The sequence below is a fragment of the Methanothermococcus okinawensis IH1 genome, from assembly GCF_000179575.2.
GTDB classification, from domain to species: Archaea; AGJL01; Methanococci; order Methanococcales; family Methanococcaceae; genus Methanofervidicoccus; species Methanofervidicoccus okinawensis.
In genome coordinates this window covers 1,193,613-1,211,571 of sequence record NC_015636.1, presented here as the reverse complement: position 1 = coordinate 1,211,571, position 17,959 = coordinate 1,193,613, and the positions used below count along the sequence as shown (strand labels likewise).

The window sequence follows — 17,959 nt, the reverse complement described above, 5'->3', positions numbered from 1 at the left end:
TATTATTATTAGGTATTATTATTTTTATATTTAATCATATATTATATGATAAAAGTTAATAATAAAATGAATTAAAAATTAGAAATAATGATGATATATTGCTCCACCGTATAATGCCTTGTATTTATCTGCACTGCCGTTATTTTGCCAGCTTAGATTTTTATAAACATGGTTGTGACAGTTTTTCATTAATACCGTTAAAGGACTATCTTTTTCATAAGGACTTTCTGGACAATTAACATGTTTGTAAGTTGTAAATAAACATATATCTTTTAGTCTGTAAAATGTCCAGTTTAAAGCATGTTCTATTCCCCATTTTAAGCCATATTTATCATAATACTTAAATAAAACCCCAGTTGCTTTGTCAAAGTTAGGGTTAGCTAATGGGTCTGGATTTAAAGATATGATAGTATCTGCCAAACCTCCAACTTCCCGGGCTATTACTGGTGTGCAGTATGCCATAGATTCCATCTGAGTTAAACCACAGGGTTCCCAAACTGATGGCACCATTGTCCAATCACTTCCCGTATAAATAAGGGATGTTAATGGAGGGCAATACCCTACCAATGAGATAACCTTACCATCGTATCTTTCAGCTAAATCTTTCATGCCATCTTCTATATATTTCTCACCTTTTGAAAGCATCACCAATCTTAAATCATGTTCTTCAAATAACTCAGGAAATGCCTCAAATATTACATCAAATCCTTTTTGATATGTGGCACGTGCAACAAATCCTATTAATGGAGTAGTTATATCGCCGCCTTTTATATCCCCATATATTTCAACATCTGTTCCAGAAATTTTACTTTTATCCATATTGTTCCAATCTTCGATATACTTTTTTAAATTTTCAGAGTTGTAAAACCATGCATATTTTATCTTAGGTTTTACTATATTGGCATCATTCATGCCGTAATCACAGGTAAATGCATATTTTCGCGGGTCTAATTTATTATCAGATAATGATATCATTCGCTTTATCATATTGCTTGAATTAAATATTTCAAAATCTATACCATTTAATATCCCATGAAATGGCTTTATATTACTTTGTTCTCTTATGAATTCTATTGATTTTATTTCTTCTGCATGAGTGGGGCTTACAGTATTAAACGCATCACTGAAGTAGATACCCAACTCTAAAAAAGACATGACAAGCCCCTTATATTCTTTTATAGGACCTTTAAATGCTTCATTATGTATTGTGATTGTGGTTGGTAAATCGAGTTTTTCATGACATTTCGCAATTGCAAGACCACAAGGCCAGTCATGACCTGAAATACAATCTACCTTACCAAATTTATCAAAATATGCCACCACTAAATCTGCAAAAATATCGTATTTTATAGGGTCCCATTCATCTAATTCATTAAAGTTTTTGTTGCTAAATGCTATTATATCTACGCCTGTAAGCGGATGTTTTGTTTTTAAAACATTAAATTCAAAATTTGACCCCTGGTAAGTTATATTTAGTGTGGCTATTTTTTCATGAGGGATATTAGAAACCTTATTACTATGGTCATAAGTTATAACTATTACTTCGTTTCCACTGCATTTCAAAAATTTTGGTAAATCCTGCATTACATCCCCTAAGCCCCCAATAGATGTCAAAGGTGCTATGGTAGGCGTTAATATTGCCACTTTCAAAATATCACCTTTATAACGCAAATTAATGTATAATTATTATAATCATAATAGCGGATATATCTTCATATACAAAAATATATATGGTATTAATCCTATAAAAATATATGTTAAGAATTATATTAAAAATGCATTAATGTATTAAAATTAAAAATATAACCATTAGTAATAATATTAGTAATAATTAAGTGATAATATGAAAATAGCTATGATAACATGGGAATATCCACCGATTATGGTGGGGGGATTATCTGTTCATTGTAAAGGTCTTGCTGAGGCACTTGTTAGAGCTGGACATGATGTCGATGTAATTACCGTAGGGTATGAGCTCCCAGAATATGAAAATATTAATGGGGTAAATGTTCATCGTGTAAAACCCATAGGGCATCCTAATTTTTTAACATGGGCTACATTTATGGCTCATTTCATGGAAAAAAAATTGGGTTCATTAGGTGTAGATAATTACGACATAATACATTGCCATGATTGGATGACGCATTTTGTGGGTAGTAGTGTAAAACATCTCCTTAACAAGCCATATATTCAATCCATTCATAGCACAGAACAGGGGAGATGTGGAGGAATTTACTCAGATGATTCAAGGGCTATAAATGACATAGAATGGTGGAGCACCTATGAATCCCATGCCGTTATTACAGTTAGCAACTCCATAAAAGAGGAAATTTGTTCAACATTTAATACCCCTTGGGATAAGGTAAATGTAATATACAATGGAATAAATCCATGGGAATTTGATATACCTATGGATGATAATGAAAAAAATGAGTTCAGAGCTCATATTGGAATCCAGCCTTATGAAAAAATGATATTGTTTGTAGGAAGGTTGGTTTATCAGAAAGGTGTAGAATATTTAATAAGGGCCACTCCTAAGATTCTTGAACAGCACCCAAATTCAAAGATAGTAATAGCTGGTTCTGGCGATATGAGGGGATATTTAGAGGATTTAGCATTTCAACTTGGATGCAGGGATAAAATACTATTTTTAGGATTTGTAGGAGGAGATATGCTAAAAAAACTTTTTAAATCTGCGGATGTAGCTGTTATTCCATCTGTTTATGAACCATTTGGAATTGTAGCACTTGAAGCTATGGCAGCCGGAGCTCCGGTGGTTGCAAGTAGTGTTGGAGGATTAAAAGAAATTATACAGCATGAGCATAATGGAGTTTTGGTATATCCTAAAAATCCAGATTCTATTGCATGGGGTGTTAATAAGGTTCTTTCAGATGAAGGATTCAAGGAATGGATTGTAAATAATGCAAAACATGATGTATATACAAAATACAGTTGGGATGTTGTAGCGAATAGAACAGTTGATGTATACAATAAAGTGATAAACTCCATTTAATTAAAAAAATAAAAAATAATATGAACTAATATATAATAAAAATATAATAAAAAATAAATTTTAATAATAATAAAATTAATTAAAATATAATAAAATAAATAAAATAAGTAAAATATTGGGAAATGAAATAAATAGGTATATAAGATTTTTTACATTATATTTATATATTAATTATGAGGTGGGATTATGGAAGATATATGGCTAAAAATAGGTGAAGCCGCTGGTAAAATTTATCACATATTAGAAGAGGGTGAAAGAAATATTTCAAAATTAAAAGAATTACTTAGGAAAGAGGGCTATAATGAAACCATTGTTGTTATGGCAATAGGATGGCTTGCAAGGGAAGATAATGTGGTTATTATGAAAGACGGGAGGAAATGGATAATAAAGTTAAAAAAATGATTTTATTTTTATTTTTTATTTCATTTTTATTATATTTAGCAATAAAGTGATACTATGGTAGGAATTATAGGAAATGGGAAATCTCTTGCAAAATTGGATGATGCAGGGTCTATTGAATACATGTTCTTTCCACATTTGGGTTTTGAAAAGCATATATTCGATTCTGCATTTGCAATATATTGCGAGGGCAAATTAAAATGGCACTGGGATTATTCATGGAAAATTAGTCAAGGATATTTAAAAGATACAAATGTTTTAAAAACAATATATGAAGATGATGACTTTATAATAGTATTTAGGGATTATATGTCCATATCCCATGATGTATTGGTTAGAAGAATAGTTATCACCAATAAAAAAGAAGAAGAAAAAAAACATTTAAAGCTATTTTTTTATGAAAATTTAAGAATTGGTGAATACCCAAAGGAAAATACAGTGAAATTTTTAAAAAATAAGAATTGTTTAATTAAATATGATGGAAAGTATGTTTTCTGCATAGGGAGTGGAAAAAAAATATCATCCTATCAATGCGGTATAAGGTCTTCTGAAAGTAGTGCCTATAACGATATTGAAAACGGCATATTAAAAGAACAGGACACTGCTAAGGGGTTAATAACAGATAGTGCATTATGCTGGGATATTGAACTAAAACCATTCCAAAAGGCAGTTATTCCAATATATATACTTGTAAAGCAATACGATAACGATTACCACAAAATTATGGATTTGATAGATGTATTTAAGGTGGTTGATAAAAATAGTAGGGATATATATAACCTTTCTTTGACATATTGGAAAGGCATTATTCAAGATATGGCTACCCATATATCTACAAATATTGCAATAAATATTAAAAATGGAAAATATATTGATACATGTAAAAGGTCTTTACTAACAATCCTTATGCTATGTAATCATAAAGGGGGCATAATAGCTTCACCATCATTATACCCTGATTATAGGTATGTATGGAATAGAGATGCAACTTATATGGCTGTTGCATTGGATTTATGTGGAATATATGCCATGAGTGAGAAATATTTTGATTGGTGCAAAAAAACCCAAAATAACGATGGTTCATGGATTCAAAATTATTACATCAATGGAAACCCAAGATTAACTGCAATACAAAATGACCAAGTTGGCACCACTATATGGGGAGCCCTTATTCATTATAGAATTACCCATGATAAAACATTCTTAAAAAGACATTGGAATATGATAAAAAAAGCTGCAAATTATTTGGCAAAAACTGCGAAGAACCTTTCTCCATGTTATGATTTATGGGAAGAAAAATATGGTGTATTTGCATATACAGTTGGTGCAACATACGGCGGTTTAAAATCTGCCTGTAATATTATGGATATATTGGAAAAAGAATGTGAATATAAATTCAATGATGACGAAAACTGTTTCGAATTATGGAGCTCAGCTATCAAGTCATTAAAAAACAGCGTTGATAATTTATTTTATTTAAAAGAAGAAAATAGATTTGCAAAATCTATAAATCCACTTGATAAAACCATAGATACAAGCATATTGGGGTTAAGCTTCCCTTATAATTTAGTTCCAGCGGACGACCCAAGGATGATAGCAACGGCATTGCAGATTGAAAAGGCATTTAATTACAAAATAGGTGGAATTGGAAGATATCCTGAGGATGTATATTTTGGAGGCAATCCATGGATAATAACAACCTTGTGGTTATACATGTATTATAAACAGTTGATTAAATTGTTATCAAAAGATATAGAAAGTATGAGCATGAATATTAATACGAATATGATTACGGAAAATATCAAAAGTAATAAAAATAGTAATAAAAATAGTAATAAATATACTAAAAATACTAAAAATAATAATAACAATGAGAAGGAGACAAAAGAAGATAAATTTATTAAATCCCTCAATATAAAACATATAAACAAGGACATACTTACAAAAGAAGACCTTATTAAACACTGTAATGAAAAATGCAACGAATTGTTTGATTGGGTATTGGAGAATCACCAATATAATGGGCTATTTCCTGAACAGGTGCATAAAGATATAGGAGCTCCGATATCTGCAATTCCACTTGGGTGGTCTCATGCCTTTGTAATAATGGCAATCCATAACAATGACTACGATATATTACTTCCATAATATTATTAATAAAAAATAATAAAATAATAAATAAATGAAATAATAATTTTTAATAAAAAAAATAAAAAAATAATACTAAATATCTTATAAGTTATATAAATCTATTAATAAATATAATAGAAATAGGGGGAAAGTATGTTAATTTCATTTAATTTTGAGGTTCATCAGCCCCATAGATTAAAAAAAGCTGTTGATGAACATAGCAATAATATATGGGATAGGTATGTTGATGTTAAATTAAATAAGGAGATATTTAACAGAGTGGCAAATAAATGTTATATCCCTGCAAACAGAATAATTTTGGATTTAATAGATGAATACGACATTAAAGTGGCATACAGTATTACGGGAGTATTTCTTGAACAAGCTATGGAATTTAATGATGAGGTTTTGGATTTATTTAAGGAACTGGTAAAAACAGGAAATGTTGAACTTATAGGTGAAACATACCACCATTCACTTTCAAGTCTATTTGAAAATCATGAAGAGTTTAAAGATGATATTGAAAGACATAGGAATCTTATTAAAGAATTATTTGGATATAAAACTGAGGTTTTTAGAAACACCGAATTAATGTATAATAACAAAATAGCAGAAACTGTTAAAGAAATGGGATTTAAGGGAATATTTACAGAGGGTGCCGATAGAATACTTGGTTGGAGGTCTCCAAATTATGTATATAAGGCACTCTGTGGATTGAATGTTCTTTTAAGAAATTATAGATTGAGCGATGATATTGGATTTAGGTTTTCATGTCCCGACTGGAAAGAATATCCCCTAACTGCTGATAAATATGCATCATGGTTGGCGAGCTCCCCTGGTGATTGCATAAATATATATGTGGATTATGAAACATTTGGAGAACATCAATGGAAGGAAACAGGAATTTTTGAGTTTTTAAAACATCTTCCCAATGAAATTGAGAAATATCCTAACCTTGAATATGCAAAACCTTCTGAAATACTAAATAGATGCATACCAAAAGGCGAAATAGATGTCTTTGAATTTTCAACATTATCATGGGCAGACTCTGAAAGAGATGTAAGTGCATGGTTAGGTAATAGGATGCAAAAACTTTCATTTGAAAGGTTAAAAGGACTTAGACCATACCTTGGAAGGTATCTTTCATCAAAATATGGCAAACAATGGGAAAGTATCAAAGACGATGAAATAATAGAATATAAATTATATAAAAATCTCCAAACAAGCGATAATTTTTATTACCAATGCACAAAAGGATTTAATGATATGGATGTGCATTCATATTTTAGCCATTTTAATACCCCTTATGATGCCTATGCAGCTTATATGGATATTCTTTATGATTTCAAAAATCATTTAATTATTAGCCATATTTTAGATAAATATATTAAAAAAATTGAAAGTTTAAACTTGGAGATAAAATCATTGAAGGAAAATAATAACACTAATAATAGTAATAGTAGTAATAATAGTAATAGTAAAAATAACGATTTTTATGAAAAGAAAAATGAAATAGAGCATTTAAAGAAAAAACTAAACACATTGGAAAATGAGTTAAATATTAAAAATAAAGATATTCAAAAACTGAAAGATGAAAATAATAAATTAATACATGAGCTCGTATTATTAAACTCAAAGATTACTAATAATTCCAAGAATAATAATGAACTAAATAAAAATACAACAATAAAAGAAAAATCGGATAAAGTAGAAAGAGATATGGATGATAAACCTAAAAAGGAAAAAAACATAATCTTGATGAATTTATAATCGGTTCATAAATATATATAATAGTTCATAAATAATATAAAATATATAAATTTAATAATATATATTTTCTAATGGTTTATGAATAACCATATAAACTTTTCAAATTATATTTTATATTTTAATTGCACTTTCCTTATCATTTTATTAATTTTTTAAATTAAATTAATTTATAAATCTAAATTTAAGAGGATAATTATGGACGATGAATTTAAAAAGAATCTTGAAAAATTTAAAAAAATGGCTAAATCAAAAAATATTGAAGAAAAACCTCAAGTTATCGTTGTAGGACGCTCCAATGTTGGAAAATCCACACTTGTAAGATTAATTACTAAAAAAAATGTTAGAGTTGGAAAAAAACCGGGTGTAACCTTAAAGATAAACAAATATGATATGGGAAATTATATATTGGTAGATTTACCAGGATTTGGATTTATGACTGGTCTTGATGATAAGGTTCAAGATAAGATAAAGGATGAGATTGTAAAGTATATTGAGGATAATAAGGAAAAAATTGCCTGTTCTATAATATTAATAGATGCTAAGGCTTTTCCAGAAATCGTTGATAGATGGGATAAGCGGGATGAGATTCCTATAGATATTGAAATGTTTGATTTTTTGAATGAACTAAAATTAAATCCAATCATTTTAATAAATAAAATGGATAAGATAAAAAAGAATTTATGGGATGAACATTTGGATGATATAGTTGAATTATTTGGATATCCTGCACCTTGGAGACAGTGGCTCGATATGGTAGTTATTGGAATTCTAAAAGATGGAGAAGGATTAAAAGATATCCTTTATAAAATAAATTATCATGTGAGCTTATATATAAAAAGGAATAAAAAGTAAAAATAATAAAAACTAATAAAAACTAATAAATAAAAGCTAAGCATATTCACATTTTTACAAAAACTTTATATATCACCTTAACATAATGAGGTTTAACTATTCTATTATTTTTATAAAATGCGAAAATATATATAAAATAATATAATTTTATTATATTATATAATTAAAACAAAATTAGATAAAATTAGATAAAATTAAACACGATGGAGGAATAATTATGGCACTAAGACCAGGTAGATGTTATAGAGATGTAGATAAACCAGCATATACAAGAAAAAAATACATAAGAGGAGTTCCACAACCAAAAGTTGTTCATTATGTAATGGGTAATGTTAGTGTTGAATTCCCAGTAGAAGTGCATTTAATAGCCAAAGATAATGTCCAGATAAGACATAATGCATTGGAATCCGCAAGGATTGTAGGAAACAAATACACACAAAACAAATGCGGTAAATTAGGATATAAATTCCAGATAAGAGTATATCCTCACCAAATATTAAGAGAAAACAAAATGGCAGCAGGAGCAGGAGCAGACAGGATTTCCGATGGAATGAGATTGGCATTTGGAAAACCTATCGGAACAGCTGCAAGAGTAAAAAAAGGTCAAAAAATCATTACAATTTCAACAACTCCTGAAAAAGTAAATGATGTTAAAGAAGCTTTAAGAAGATGTGCTATGAAAATGCCTGTAAAATGTAAAATAGAAATAGGAAAAGGAGCAGAATTGGTTAAAAACTAATTATTTATGCATTTTTTTATTTTATTCTTTTAATTTTTTATTTCTTTTTTTAAAATTTAATTATTAAAAATTTAATTTTATTCTAAAATATTATTATAATTATTCATCATCAGGAATTTTAGCCCTAATAAATTCATCCCTATTTTTCTTTAAGCTTATTGTAGCATCAATGCCCATTTTTGCTGTTAATTTATTTTCATGGTCTCCTGATGGGTCTAATGAGGAACCTTTTGCATCTTTTATAATAATTATATCCCTATCTGCCTGAGCTCTTGTGGCTATGGCATACTCCACATCATTTGGGTCATAGATGTTTATATCGTCATCTACAACTACAACATGTTTTAAACTTGGATGAGAGGCAAGTGCTGCAAGTATAGCATTTTTTCCATCTCCTTCGGTTTTCTTTTCAATCGAAACCACAGCATGTAGCCAGCAACATCCACCTTCTGTTAATGCTACATTTTTTACCGATGGAATGGTGTTTCTAATACCCCTATACATTCTTGGCTCCTGAGGTAATCCCATTAAAATCTTATGCTCAACTCCACCAGGAAGTAAGGCGTGGAATATGGCATCTTTTTTTCTTTTCAGTGCAGTTATTTTTATTACAGGCTGCTTTCTAACAGTATCGTAGGTTCCAGTAATATCCACAAAAGGACCTTCATCATCCATTTCTGAGGTTATCTTTCCTTCAATAATATATTCACCAGCAGGGACTTCTAAATCCACAGTATCGCATTTAACCAGTTTTAAGGGTTTTTTCATTAACGCAGAGGCATATTTCAATTCATTAAATGTTATATCTCCCGAGGTTGCTGCTGCCAATAGCACAGCTGGGTGAGCTCCTATAACTACTGCCACATCTACATCCCCATCTTTAATATTTTTATTGTAAATATAATGCAAATGTCTCTGCTCTACCATCCTAATTACTAAATGGTTATCCTTAACCAATATTCTGTGGATAGAAGCATTTACCCCATAATCTTTATCCTTAACTATTACAACCCCCGATGTAAGATAAGGTCCAGCATCTTTTTCATAGTATATAGGTATGGGATATTCATTTATTTTATCCAAATCATCACTTATATACTGTTCCTTTAAACTATTGTCCACTATCAATTCCCCATTTTTTTCATTATCCATGGCGTTTAACATATAATTCATTAAATCATTTACATCTATTCCAAGACTTCTTGCTATTGTTTCCCTATTGCAAAGATTCCCTATAACTTTATAGCCATTCACATCTTTTATATAAACGGGCTTTCCATCGTATTTTTTTAAAATCTTTGTTATCTCATACTTTTTGTCTGCTGATTCTATTTCAATTTTGTCTATTGAATTAATCAATTCCTTAATCATAATATCCACCAAATCTGACTTATCATTATCAATATATAATATTATACTATTAATATTAACAATATAAACCAGTAAATTTATTTATTTTCTTTTATTTTTATTTTATTTTTATTTTATTTTTTAATTATATTCTTTTAATATTTTTATTATTTTATTATATTTCTTGTTTTTATTTTTATTTACTTAAATATATTAATTATATACTCAAATTTAATATTTCATTGTCTCTTTTTTCTAGCAATTTCTTTCTCTATTTTTTCACCAGTATCCTTTAATCTACTCGATACACTTCTTGGCACATTGCCATATTCTGATAATATCTTTGCAATGCCACTCGAAAGTAAAAATATGGCGTAGGTATGTTCAGATTTTGTTCTATGTATGTGGTGGGGATATATTTTCAATGCATCGTAATTTTCAAAATATTCGTCAATTGAATGCCCAAATTTTTTTGTTAAATTCTTTCTCATATATACCAAAAGTTGATGTAATTGGATGAGCTCATCCTTATGCATGCAATCACCTAAATGATAAAAGGTTTTAAATAAATTTAAATAGATATATCGAATAATTTAAAACTAAATAAAAATAAATAACTAAAAATTATAAAAAAATATAAATAAGAATATATAAACTAATTATGTTGTTTAAAATTATTATATGAAAAAATTCTTAAATTTGCAGGTTTTTTTGCAATATCTACTTCTTTACCTATCATTATTGAAGTATTTTTATAAAATAAATCCACTATCTTTTGAGTTATGGGCATATCCGATATAAAAAAATCGATATTTAAATTATCTGCACATTCGCACAATTCTTCGATAGATTTAACTTCTTCAAATCCTTCTCCAATTATTTTTACTTTGTTAGTTCCTGAAATCTCTCTTATTGAAGATATAATATAATTTAACTGTGCTTCATAGTCATCAGTTTTAAATACCTCACAAGACATTGGAGCATATGAATCTAACTGTAAATAATCATTATTAATATTGTGGATTTCTGTGGTGTTTTCTTTGTTTTCTAATATATCACTTGATGTGTTTAAAACATTGGATGAATCTTCAATATCATTCATATTGTAATTAGTTTCATTATCATAATTATATTCATTATTGACATCATTATTTACATTAATTTTATTATATTTATTGATATTATCGTCATTATTATTATCGATAGCAGTGGTTCTTTCTTCATTAATTAAAGATCCTGCTGCTTTAAATGTAGCTTTTTTATTGCATATATCGTAGGTATTTAAAAGATTAGTTTCTTTTATTACTTCATTAGTTTTACCATTCTTACTACTTATATTAGTATCACAGCAATTTGTAATACTGCTCTTGTTGGCATTTAATTGGATATACTGTTCAATTGGAATCTTTGACCTTAAATATTTCACAATCTCTTTTTTGGATAACTCCTCAACTTCTCTTCCATGCGGAGCTCTTGCAATATAATCTATGTCACATGTTTGAAGAGCTTCCTTTAATATGAGCTCCCCTCCCCTATCACCATCGGTAAATATTGTCGTGGTTTTTTTCCTTGAAAGTTCCATTATAGATTTTGGAATTGATGTTCCTTCAACAGCTATGGCGTTTTTTATACCGCATCTTAATAGATTTATAACATCAGCCCTGCCCTCTACTACAATTATGGCATCTGAATTGTCTATATTAGGTCCAGCTGGAAGTTTATCTTCCCCATATTCAATTATTTCCTCAGTTCTTATGTATTCTTTTATCTCTTCGGTAATTTCGTAGGTATCAACCATGCTATCTACGAGAGTTTTTAGGAGCTCCTTTGCCCTATTTGTAATATATTGTCTCTTTTTAATACGGATATCCTCGACATTCAGCACCTTAACAGTGGCTAAACAAGGTCCCACCCTATCGATTGTTTCCAATGTGGCTGCCAATATGGCTGTTTCCACCTTATCCAAACTCGATGGAAGAACAATTTTAGCATAGGATTTACCATTTGTATTATCCAACTCCACATCTATTCTTCCAATTCTACCGCTCTTTTGAAGGTCCCTTAAATCAAGGTCACTACTCAGAAGACCTTCTGTCTGTCCAAATATTGCTCCAATGATATCGTGTTTTTCAACATATCCATTTGCCATGAGCTCGGCATAAATAATATATTTTGTTGTTCCTAATTCCATCATAATAATCCCTCCAATACATATATATCTCCCCGTCTCTCAGATATGAATAAACAGTCTCTCAATAATATAAAATTCATAAGATATAATAATTGATATTATTAGTAAGTTATTAATACTAAATATTCATAAATTCAACAATAATTAAAATGATATAAAATCATATAAGATATAATTGTTATTTTATATATAAATATAATACGGTTTATGCTTTTTTTAATGTGAAATGGAGTATGGAATAAAAATTCTTATTTTACTATAATATCAGCATAGTGCATTATTGTAGTTAGGATTCATAATGAATTAGAGCTCTAAATTTAGAATTATTCTAAAAACTATTTTAGAAATTTATATATATTATATGAATATACTCTGTAATTGTTATATATTACTAAATTTAATTAATATCAACTATAAAAAATTACTATTATTAAAAAGTTAAAAATTATAAAAAGTTAAAGATTAATTAACAAGATTTAAATTAATAATTAATTAAAGGTTTGATATAATGATTGGTGTATGTGATGCAAAAGATATGTTGAATAAATATTTATTTAATAAATTATTTAACAAAAAATCCTATGTGGAGATATACGATTCATACGGCAAGGTTTTAGCAGAAGACATTTTTTCAACAGTAGATATTCCATTTTTTAATAAATCTGATAAGGATGGTTATGCTGTTGTAAATCTAAATTCAAAGAAATATACTATAATAGATGAAGTCTTTGCAGGAGACATGCGAGATTTAAAAATCAAAAATAATGAATGCGTTTATGTTGCCACGGGTGCAAAGATTCCCAAAGGAGCTAATTATGTAATACCTGTTGAATATGCTAAAAAATATCGAAATGAGCTTCGTTTAATGGGAAACATTGAAGAATCCAATATAATAAATATAGGGGAAGATATAAAAAAGAATAACAAGGTTCTAATAAAAGGAACTATAATAAATGAGAGAAACATAGGAATTCTTGCATCATTGGGCATTAAAAAAGTAAAGGTTTATAAAACTCCTAATGTCGGCATCATATCCACAGGAAATGAATTACAATATATAAATGAAGTTAATTCCAAAACAATTTTTTCCATTGTAAAAAAATCAAACTGCCAACCGATATTTATTGGATGTGCAAAAGATGACATTAGCGACTTAAAACGTAAGATAAATAAAGCGTTGGAGTCTTGCGATATTATTATAACCTCTGGTGGAGTATCTGCTGGAAAAAAGGACTATCTTTCAAGGGTAGTATCAGATATGGGGAATATAATATTTCACAAGGTCAGAATGAAACCTGGAATGCCTATGCTTTTTGGAGAAATTAATGAAAAACCGATTTTCTGCATGCCCGGAAATGTGGTATCCTGTTTAACTTGTAGCTATGTGTTCTTACTTCCATTTTTAAAAAGGATGGCACATATTCCATTTTCAAAGAAAGTTTTCGGAGCTCAGCTATCGGAAGATATACATTCTGAATATGGTATGACTTATTACCGCCCAGTTAAATTAAAAAATGGTATGGCATATCCTACATTTAAAGGTTCTAATTTGATTACTTCAATTGCCTATGCTGATGGATTAATCGAGATAAAAGAAGATGAAATTTTGAAGAAAAAAGGTGATATTGTTAATGTATGGGTTTTTGATTAAATAAAAATAAAATTAAATAAAAAATTATAAAGATAGTCTTTTAACTATGTATTTAGTTTTATAAACATTTAACTTAAATTGATTAATTCCTTTTTTTATATTTATTTCCATCTTGTTTTAATCTCAGAATTCACTTCGTGAATTCATACGACTTACTCGCTGAGCTCGTAAGACTAAGAAAGAAAAATTAAATTTATTAATAACATTGATTAAAATATTATTAACATTTATATATTCCAAAATTTTAAAAATTGATATTTAACTTTTATTTTAAAAATAGTAAATATTTAAGGTATATTTTATTATAATAAACATAAATAAAACAAATAAATAAAAGATAATAAATTTCCACTGATATTAATAGTAATACTTTTTTATATTTTTCTAGTACCATTTGCATAGGGGTATATAAAAGCTAGAAAAATATATAAAAATTATAAAATTAAAATAAAAATTATAAAAAATAAAAAAATATATATTTAAACCTCTATTCTCACATCACTTGCTGTCCTTTCTGGATTATTATTTACTTTCTCTTTTATTTTTTCAAATAACTGTTTTAATGTATCATAATTACTTTCCGTGAATGAAAATGGTGATTTTGTAAATGGTTTATAGTTAATAGGCACATTATCAAATCTATAAAATGTCCCACCGCATTCCATAGCATCAATTACACCGGGCAATACCACATCGGCTAATGCTGTTGTTGGGCATGGTGCTATATCGATACATACCACAGGAATATCTTTCATATACTCCACACACTCTTTTGGTAGGTGAGCTCCTAAATCAGCACCTACTACAAATAAAGCATCCACTTCTTTGTTTAGTAATAAATCAACTGTTGTAGTTTCCCCTGGATTATATCTTGGATATCCTCTAAGAAAATCTATTCCAAATGGATATCCATACATCCAAGAAGCAATCTGGTTAAATCCTGATACATTGCAATGTCCCCTAATTGCCCCTATGGTGAATTTTGTATATTTATTGAGCTCGGCTATTAATTTCATAATCATTTCAATATTTCTATGTTTTCCCTTTGATGAAGCCAATCCCAATCCACCATACAGAGCTCCAAACTGACAGGTGCTCATTTTATGTGCCAATTCTTTTAATGCCTCAATAGATATTCCAGTAATTTCCTCTATGGATGGATGTGGTTCTTTTCCTCTTAATATTGTTAGTAATGCTGCAAATGCCTCATAATCGGAGTTAGGTTTTATAGGAATATACCAATCAGATGCCTTTGCCGTGGCTGTTCTTCTTGGGTCTATTGTAATTACAAATCTATCATTTTTACCTCTTTCTCTAAAAAATCCTCTTGTATATACTGCATATCTTGACATGTGTCTTGGCATTGAGTCCATTGGATTAGTTCCCCAATACACTACTAAGTCTGCTCTATTTTTTATCTCTCCAGCGGTAGCTCCTGGATGTCCTGATTCTTGAATACCCATTACCGTAGGTCCGTGTCATATGGTAGAATTGGAATCAGCAACGCCCCTTAGATATTCTGCCATCTGCAATCCAACTCTCATAGCCTCTGTTGATGTTTCACTTCCCATAAAAAATAGGGGTCTTTTTGCATTTGCAAGTATTTCAGATGCCTTATCCAAAGCTTTATTCCAGCTTACATTTTCAAATTTTCCATCTTTTTTTATCATAGGATTTCTGATTCTGTGGGGGCTATATATCTCTTTAAATTTTGCTGCACCCATCTTACAGGCATTTTTAACTACTATCTCTTCTTTTTCGGAGTCGATTTCCACTTCAATATCATCACAGGAGCCTCCACAGACTGGACATACAATATTTTTATATACTTTTTTCATTATTTCACCTGTGGATTTTTTAATATTTTTTAATAATATTTTTTAATACTTTTTAATATGATTTTATTATATCCTCTGCACTCAATATAGTATCATCATCAGAAGCAGGCTCTACAACTACCCTGCCTCCTTTATAATTTGGAGAACCTGTGCCTTCAGTATAGGCCTCTACGATAACATTTGCCCAAATACTCCTTGGAACAAAAATATTGCCTCTTTGGAGATTATTATTGGGAAATGCTCTTAAAACTACATAATATCCATTTCTTGATACTCTGACCTTTTGCGGTTGCCCCAATATGTCGTAATCATTTGGATGTAAATAACAAACTGCACATTCATTAACATATTCTTCTGTGAATTTATTACCTCCTTTAATAATAGCTCCTTGCACGATGGTGCTTCCTGAGTTAAATATTGCTTCAATTTTATTTTTTCTCATTTCATTAATATCATTGTTAATATTACTATTATTGCTAATATTATCATTAATACAGTTATTAGATTTTGATTTAGATTCTATAAGATGCTTATTATGTTCTTTTAAAACATACAATACCCCTTTTGGTTTTTTTCTGGAATTGTCTCCTATAAATTTAAGGAATGTTCCATCCATCCCGAGCTCCGTTCCATCTATCTCATCGGTTAATTCAAAACCTGGATGAAATTTATCAATAGTTCCACAAATTATAACCTCTCCTTTAACCATTTCAGCACCGACATTTCTTTCAGCATTTCCACCAACAAAGATTTTTCCACCTCTTAGGTTAATACCGCAGAATTGACCCACATTTCCTTTTATAATTATTTCTCCTTTAAGAGCTCCGCCTCCAATGTTATTTCCCGCATCTCCTTCAATAATTATAGTGCCTCCTCTCATCCCCCTCCAATCCCCTCTGTATGCACATCCGATATAATCTTCTGCATTCCCTTTTATGTGGATTTTACCTCCTTTCATTTCACTTCCTACAAACCTATCGGCATTGCCATTTACTGTAATCTCTCCACCTCTCATCTCATAGCCTAACTGCATACCTACATTGCCGTTTATTGTTATTTTTCCAGAGCTCATATTTGAACCGATGTATTTTACCCTACTCACATCACCGTTAATTACAATAGCGGGTTCTTTTGAAGGAGCTCCTATTATGTCAAAAAATTCTGATAACGGAGCTCTCGTATTTCCCTGCCAAACGAGTAACGATTTTATTTCATCGAGGGTTTTATTTGCAAAGACATCGGGAGAAATTACATCAGCCTCAATGGGCATACCAATGTTATTCCTTGGAACAAGCGTAATTGTATCCATTCTATCACCAAATAGTTAATTTTTATTATTTATTTTTAATTTAATATTATTATCATTCTTACTTACAACTGGGGCATATCTTTTCTCCATTGTATGAAATAAATGGTTCTTGACAAATATTGCATAATTCTATTCTTTTTTTGGGTTTATATGGCACTTCAACAGCTAAAAATTCATAGGAATATACTGATTCCCCAGCATTAACAATATCCAATATTACATTATCATGAGGAATCTTTTTTGTATTCATATACCAGGCATGAAGTGCTGGATAATTAACAGTTTTTTTATCGTCAAGAATAATCCTAACGCCTTTAATGGTTTCTCCTTCTTTTCCCATTTTATTTACTATAACCGCCATTTTTCCTGTATCTTTTATTTTTAATCTTTTGTTTCCTATTGTGCATCTTCCAAGAACTTGGAATGCATCAGGTAGGCAGTTGTAAGTTTCACATGTTGCATATATCCGTTCTCCATTACCAATATTTAGAATGCTTTTAGCCATATTAAACATATAAACCCCTATTAATGCCCCAGGACTTAAACAACCATGAAAATCAACGACCTTTTTTATTTGCTCTTTTATTTCATTATTCTTCAATTTTTTTAGAAACGGATAATTATTTATGTCCATGGTTATCAGCTGGTGATATTTCGATATATCTTTTTATTTTTTTATTTTTAGTTTTTATTTTAGCCATACTGCCAATATTGCTA

The 17,959-nt window shown here is 29.4% G+C and carries 13 protein-coding genes and 1 pseudogene; 7 read left to right on the top strand and 7 right to left on the bottom strand.

Annotation, left to right across the window (positions count from 1 at the left end; genetic code table 11):
* Window positions 1–78: 78 nt before the first annotated feature.
* Complete coding sequence (locus METOK_RS06065; protein WP_013867339.1) at window positions 79–1,650, bottom strand: glycogen synthase; 1,572 nt, start codon at window positions 1,648–1,650, stop codon at window positions 79–81.
* Window positions 1,651–1,843: 193 nt separating this feature from the next.
* Between METOK_RS06065 and METOK_RS06060 the strand changes: the two genes are divergently transcribed.
* The 6 genes and pseudogenes from METOK_RS06060 to rplJ all read left to right on the top strand — a co-directional run bounded on the left by METOK_RS06060 (window position 1,844) and on the right by rplJ (window position 8,903).
* On the top strand, window positions 1,844–3,013 hold the full coding sequence (locus METOK_RS06060) for a glycosyltransferase family 4 protein (RefSeq protein WP_013867338.1): 1,170 nt from the start codon (window positions 1,844–1,846) through the stop codon (window positions 3,011–3,013).
* 186 nt (window positions 3,014–3,199) lie between these two features.
* Window positions 3,200–3,415: a winged helix-turn-helix domain-containing protein gene (locus tag METOK_RS06055; RefSeq protein WP_013867337.1), complete on the top strand. Its 216-nt coding sequence runs from the start codon at window positions 3,200–3,202 to the stop codon at window positions 3,413–3,415.
* Window positions 3,416–3,469: 54 nt separating this feature from the next.
* Window positions 3,470–5,560, top strand: a complete 2,091-nt coding sequence (locus tag METOK_RS06050) for a glycoside hydrolase family 15 protein (protein WP_013867336.1) — start codon at window positions 3,470–3,472, stop codon at window positions 5,558–5,560.
* 135 nt (window positions 5,561–5,695) lie between these two features.
* Window positions 5,696–6,934 (top strand): annotated as a pseudogene (locus METOK_RS06045) (glycoside hydrolase family 57 protein); the annotation flags it as partial.
* 573 nt (window positions 6,935–7,507) lie between these two features.
* Window positions 7,508–8,164 (top strand): GTP-binding protein EngB, encoded by a 657-nt coding sequence (gene engB, locus METOK_RS06040; protein ID WP_013867334.1) that lies wholly within the window; start codon window positions 7,508–7,510, stop codon window positions 8,162–8,164.
* Window positions 8,165–8,381: 217 nt separating this feature from the next.
* The gene (gene rplJ, locus METOK_RS06035; RefSeq protein ID WP_013867333.1) at window positions 8,382–8,903 is read left to right on the top strand and encodes a 50S ribosomal protein L16; all 522 of its coding nucleotides are present in this window, start codon (window positions 8,382–8,384) and stop codon (window positions 8,901–8,903) included.
* A gap of 99 nt (window positions 8,904–9,002) precedes the next feature.
* Here the strand turns inward: rplJ and METOK_RS06030 are convergent, their stop codons facing one another.
* From METOK_RS06030 to dnaG, 3 genes are all read right to left on the bottom strand, one after another.
* A complete protein-coding gene (locus METOK_RS06030; protein ID WP_013867332.1) occupies window positions 9,003–10,274 on the bottom strand; it encodes a UbiD family decarboxylase in 1,272 nt (423 codons plus the stop codon).
* 218 nt (window positions 10,275–10,492) lie between these two features.
* Entirely contained in the window at window positions 10,493–10,789 is a 297-nt protein-coding gene (locus METOK_RS06025) for a UPF0058 family protein (protein WP_013867331.1), read from the bottom strand.
* 119 nt (window positions 10,790–10,908) lie between these two features.
* The gene (gene dnaG / locus METOK_RS06020) at window positions 10,909–12,444 is read right to left on the bottom strand and encodes a DNA primase DnaG (RefSeq protein ID WP_048058073.1); all 1,536 of its coding nucleotides are present in this window, start codon (window positions 12,442–12,444) and stop codon (window positions 10,909–10,911) included.
* 508 nt (window positions 12,445–12,952) lie between these two features.
* Between dnaG and METOK_RS06015 the strand changes: the two genes are divergently transcribed.
* A complete protein-coding gene (locus tag METOK_RS06015; protein ID WP_013867329.1) occupies window positions 12,953–14,095 on the top strand; it encodes a molybdopterin molybdotransferase MoeA in 1,143 nt (380 codons plus the stop codon).
* Between the two features lie 479 nt (window positions 14,096–14,574).
* Here METOK_RS06015 and METOK_RS06010 read toward each other — a convergent pair whose 3' ends face one another.
* From METOK_RS06010 to METOK_RS06000, 3 genes are read right to left on the bottom strand one after another with little or no spacing between them, the layout of a single operon-like run.
* Window positions 14,575–15,933: a formylmethanofuran dehydrogenase subunit B gene (locus METOK_RS06010; RefSeq protein ID WP_013867328.1), complete on the bottom strand. Its 1,359-nt coding sequence runs from the start codon at window positions 15,931–15,933 to the stop codon at window positions 14,575–14,577.
* Window positions 15,934–15,985: 52 nt separating this feature from the next.
* Window positions 15,986–17,242 (bottom strand): formylmethanofuran dehydrogenase subunit C, encoded by a 1,257-nt coding sequence (locus tag METOK_RS06005; RefSeq protein ID WP_013867327.1) that lies wholly within the window; start codon window positions 17,240–17,242, stop codon window positions 15,986–15,988.
* A gap of 58 nt (window positions 17,243–17,300) precedes the next feature.
* Window positions 17,301–17,876 (bottom strand): FmdE family protein, encoded by a 576-nt coding sequence (locus tag METOK_RS06000; protein WP_013867326.1) that lies wholly within the window; start codon window positions 17,874–17,876, stop codon window positions 17,301–17,303.
* Window positions 17,877–17,959 lie beyond the last annotated feature (83 nt).

What these genes read in the sequence shown, in the direction of transcription:
- METOK_RS06005 (WP_013867327.1), bottom strand. Translation starts at nt 17,242, where the DNA reads ATGGATACAATTACGCTTGTTCCAAGGAATAACATTGGTATGCCCATT.
- METOK_RS06050 (WP_013867336.1), top strand. Translation starts at nt 3,470, where the DNA reads ATGGTAGGAATTATAGGAAATGGGAAATCTCTTGCAAAATTGGATGAT.
- engB (WP_013867334.1), top strand. Translation starts at nt 7,508, where the DNA reads ATGGACGATGAATTTAAAAAGAATCTTGAAAAATTTAAAAAAATGGCT.
- METOK_RS06025 (WP_013867331.1), bottom strand. Translation starts at nt 10,789, where the DNA reads ATGCATAAGGATGAGCTCATCCAATTACATCAACTTTTGGTATATATG.
- METOK_RS06030 (WP_013867332.1), bottom strand. Translation starts at nt 10,274, where the DNA reads ATGATTAAGGAATTGATTAATTCAATAGACAAAATTGAAATAGAATCA.
- METOK_RS06060 (WP_013867338.1), top strand. Translation starts at nt 1,844, where the DNA reads ATGAAAATAGCTATGATAACATGGGAATATCCACCGATTATGGTGGGG.
- rplJ (WP_013867333.1), top strand. Translation starts at nt 8,382, where the DNA reads ATGGCACTAAGACCAGGTAGATGTTATAGAGATGTAGATAAACCAGCA.
- METOK_RS06000 (WP_013867326.1), bottom strand. Translation starts at nt 17,876, where the DNA reads ATGGACATAAATAATTATCCGTTTCTAAAAAAATTGAAGAATAATGAA.
- METOK_RS06015 (WP_013867329.1), top strand. Translation starts at nt 12,953, where the DNA reads ATGATTGGTGTATGTGATGCAAAAGATATGTTGAATAAATATTTATTT.
- dnaG (WP_048058073.1), bottom strand. Translation starts at nt 12,444, where the DNA reads ATGGAATTAGGAACAACAAAATATATTATTTATGCCGAGCTCATGGCA.
- METOK_RS06055 (WP_013867337.1), top strand. Translation starts at nt 3,200, where the DNA reads ATGGAAGATATATGGCTAAAAATAGGTGAAGCCGCTGGTAAAATTTAT.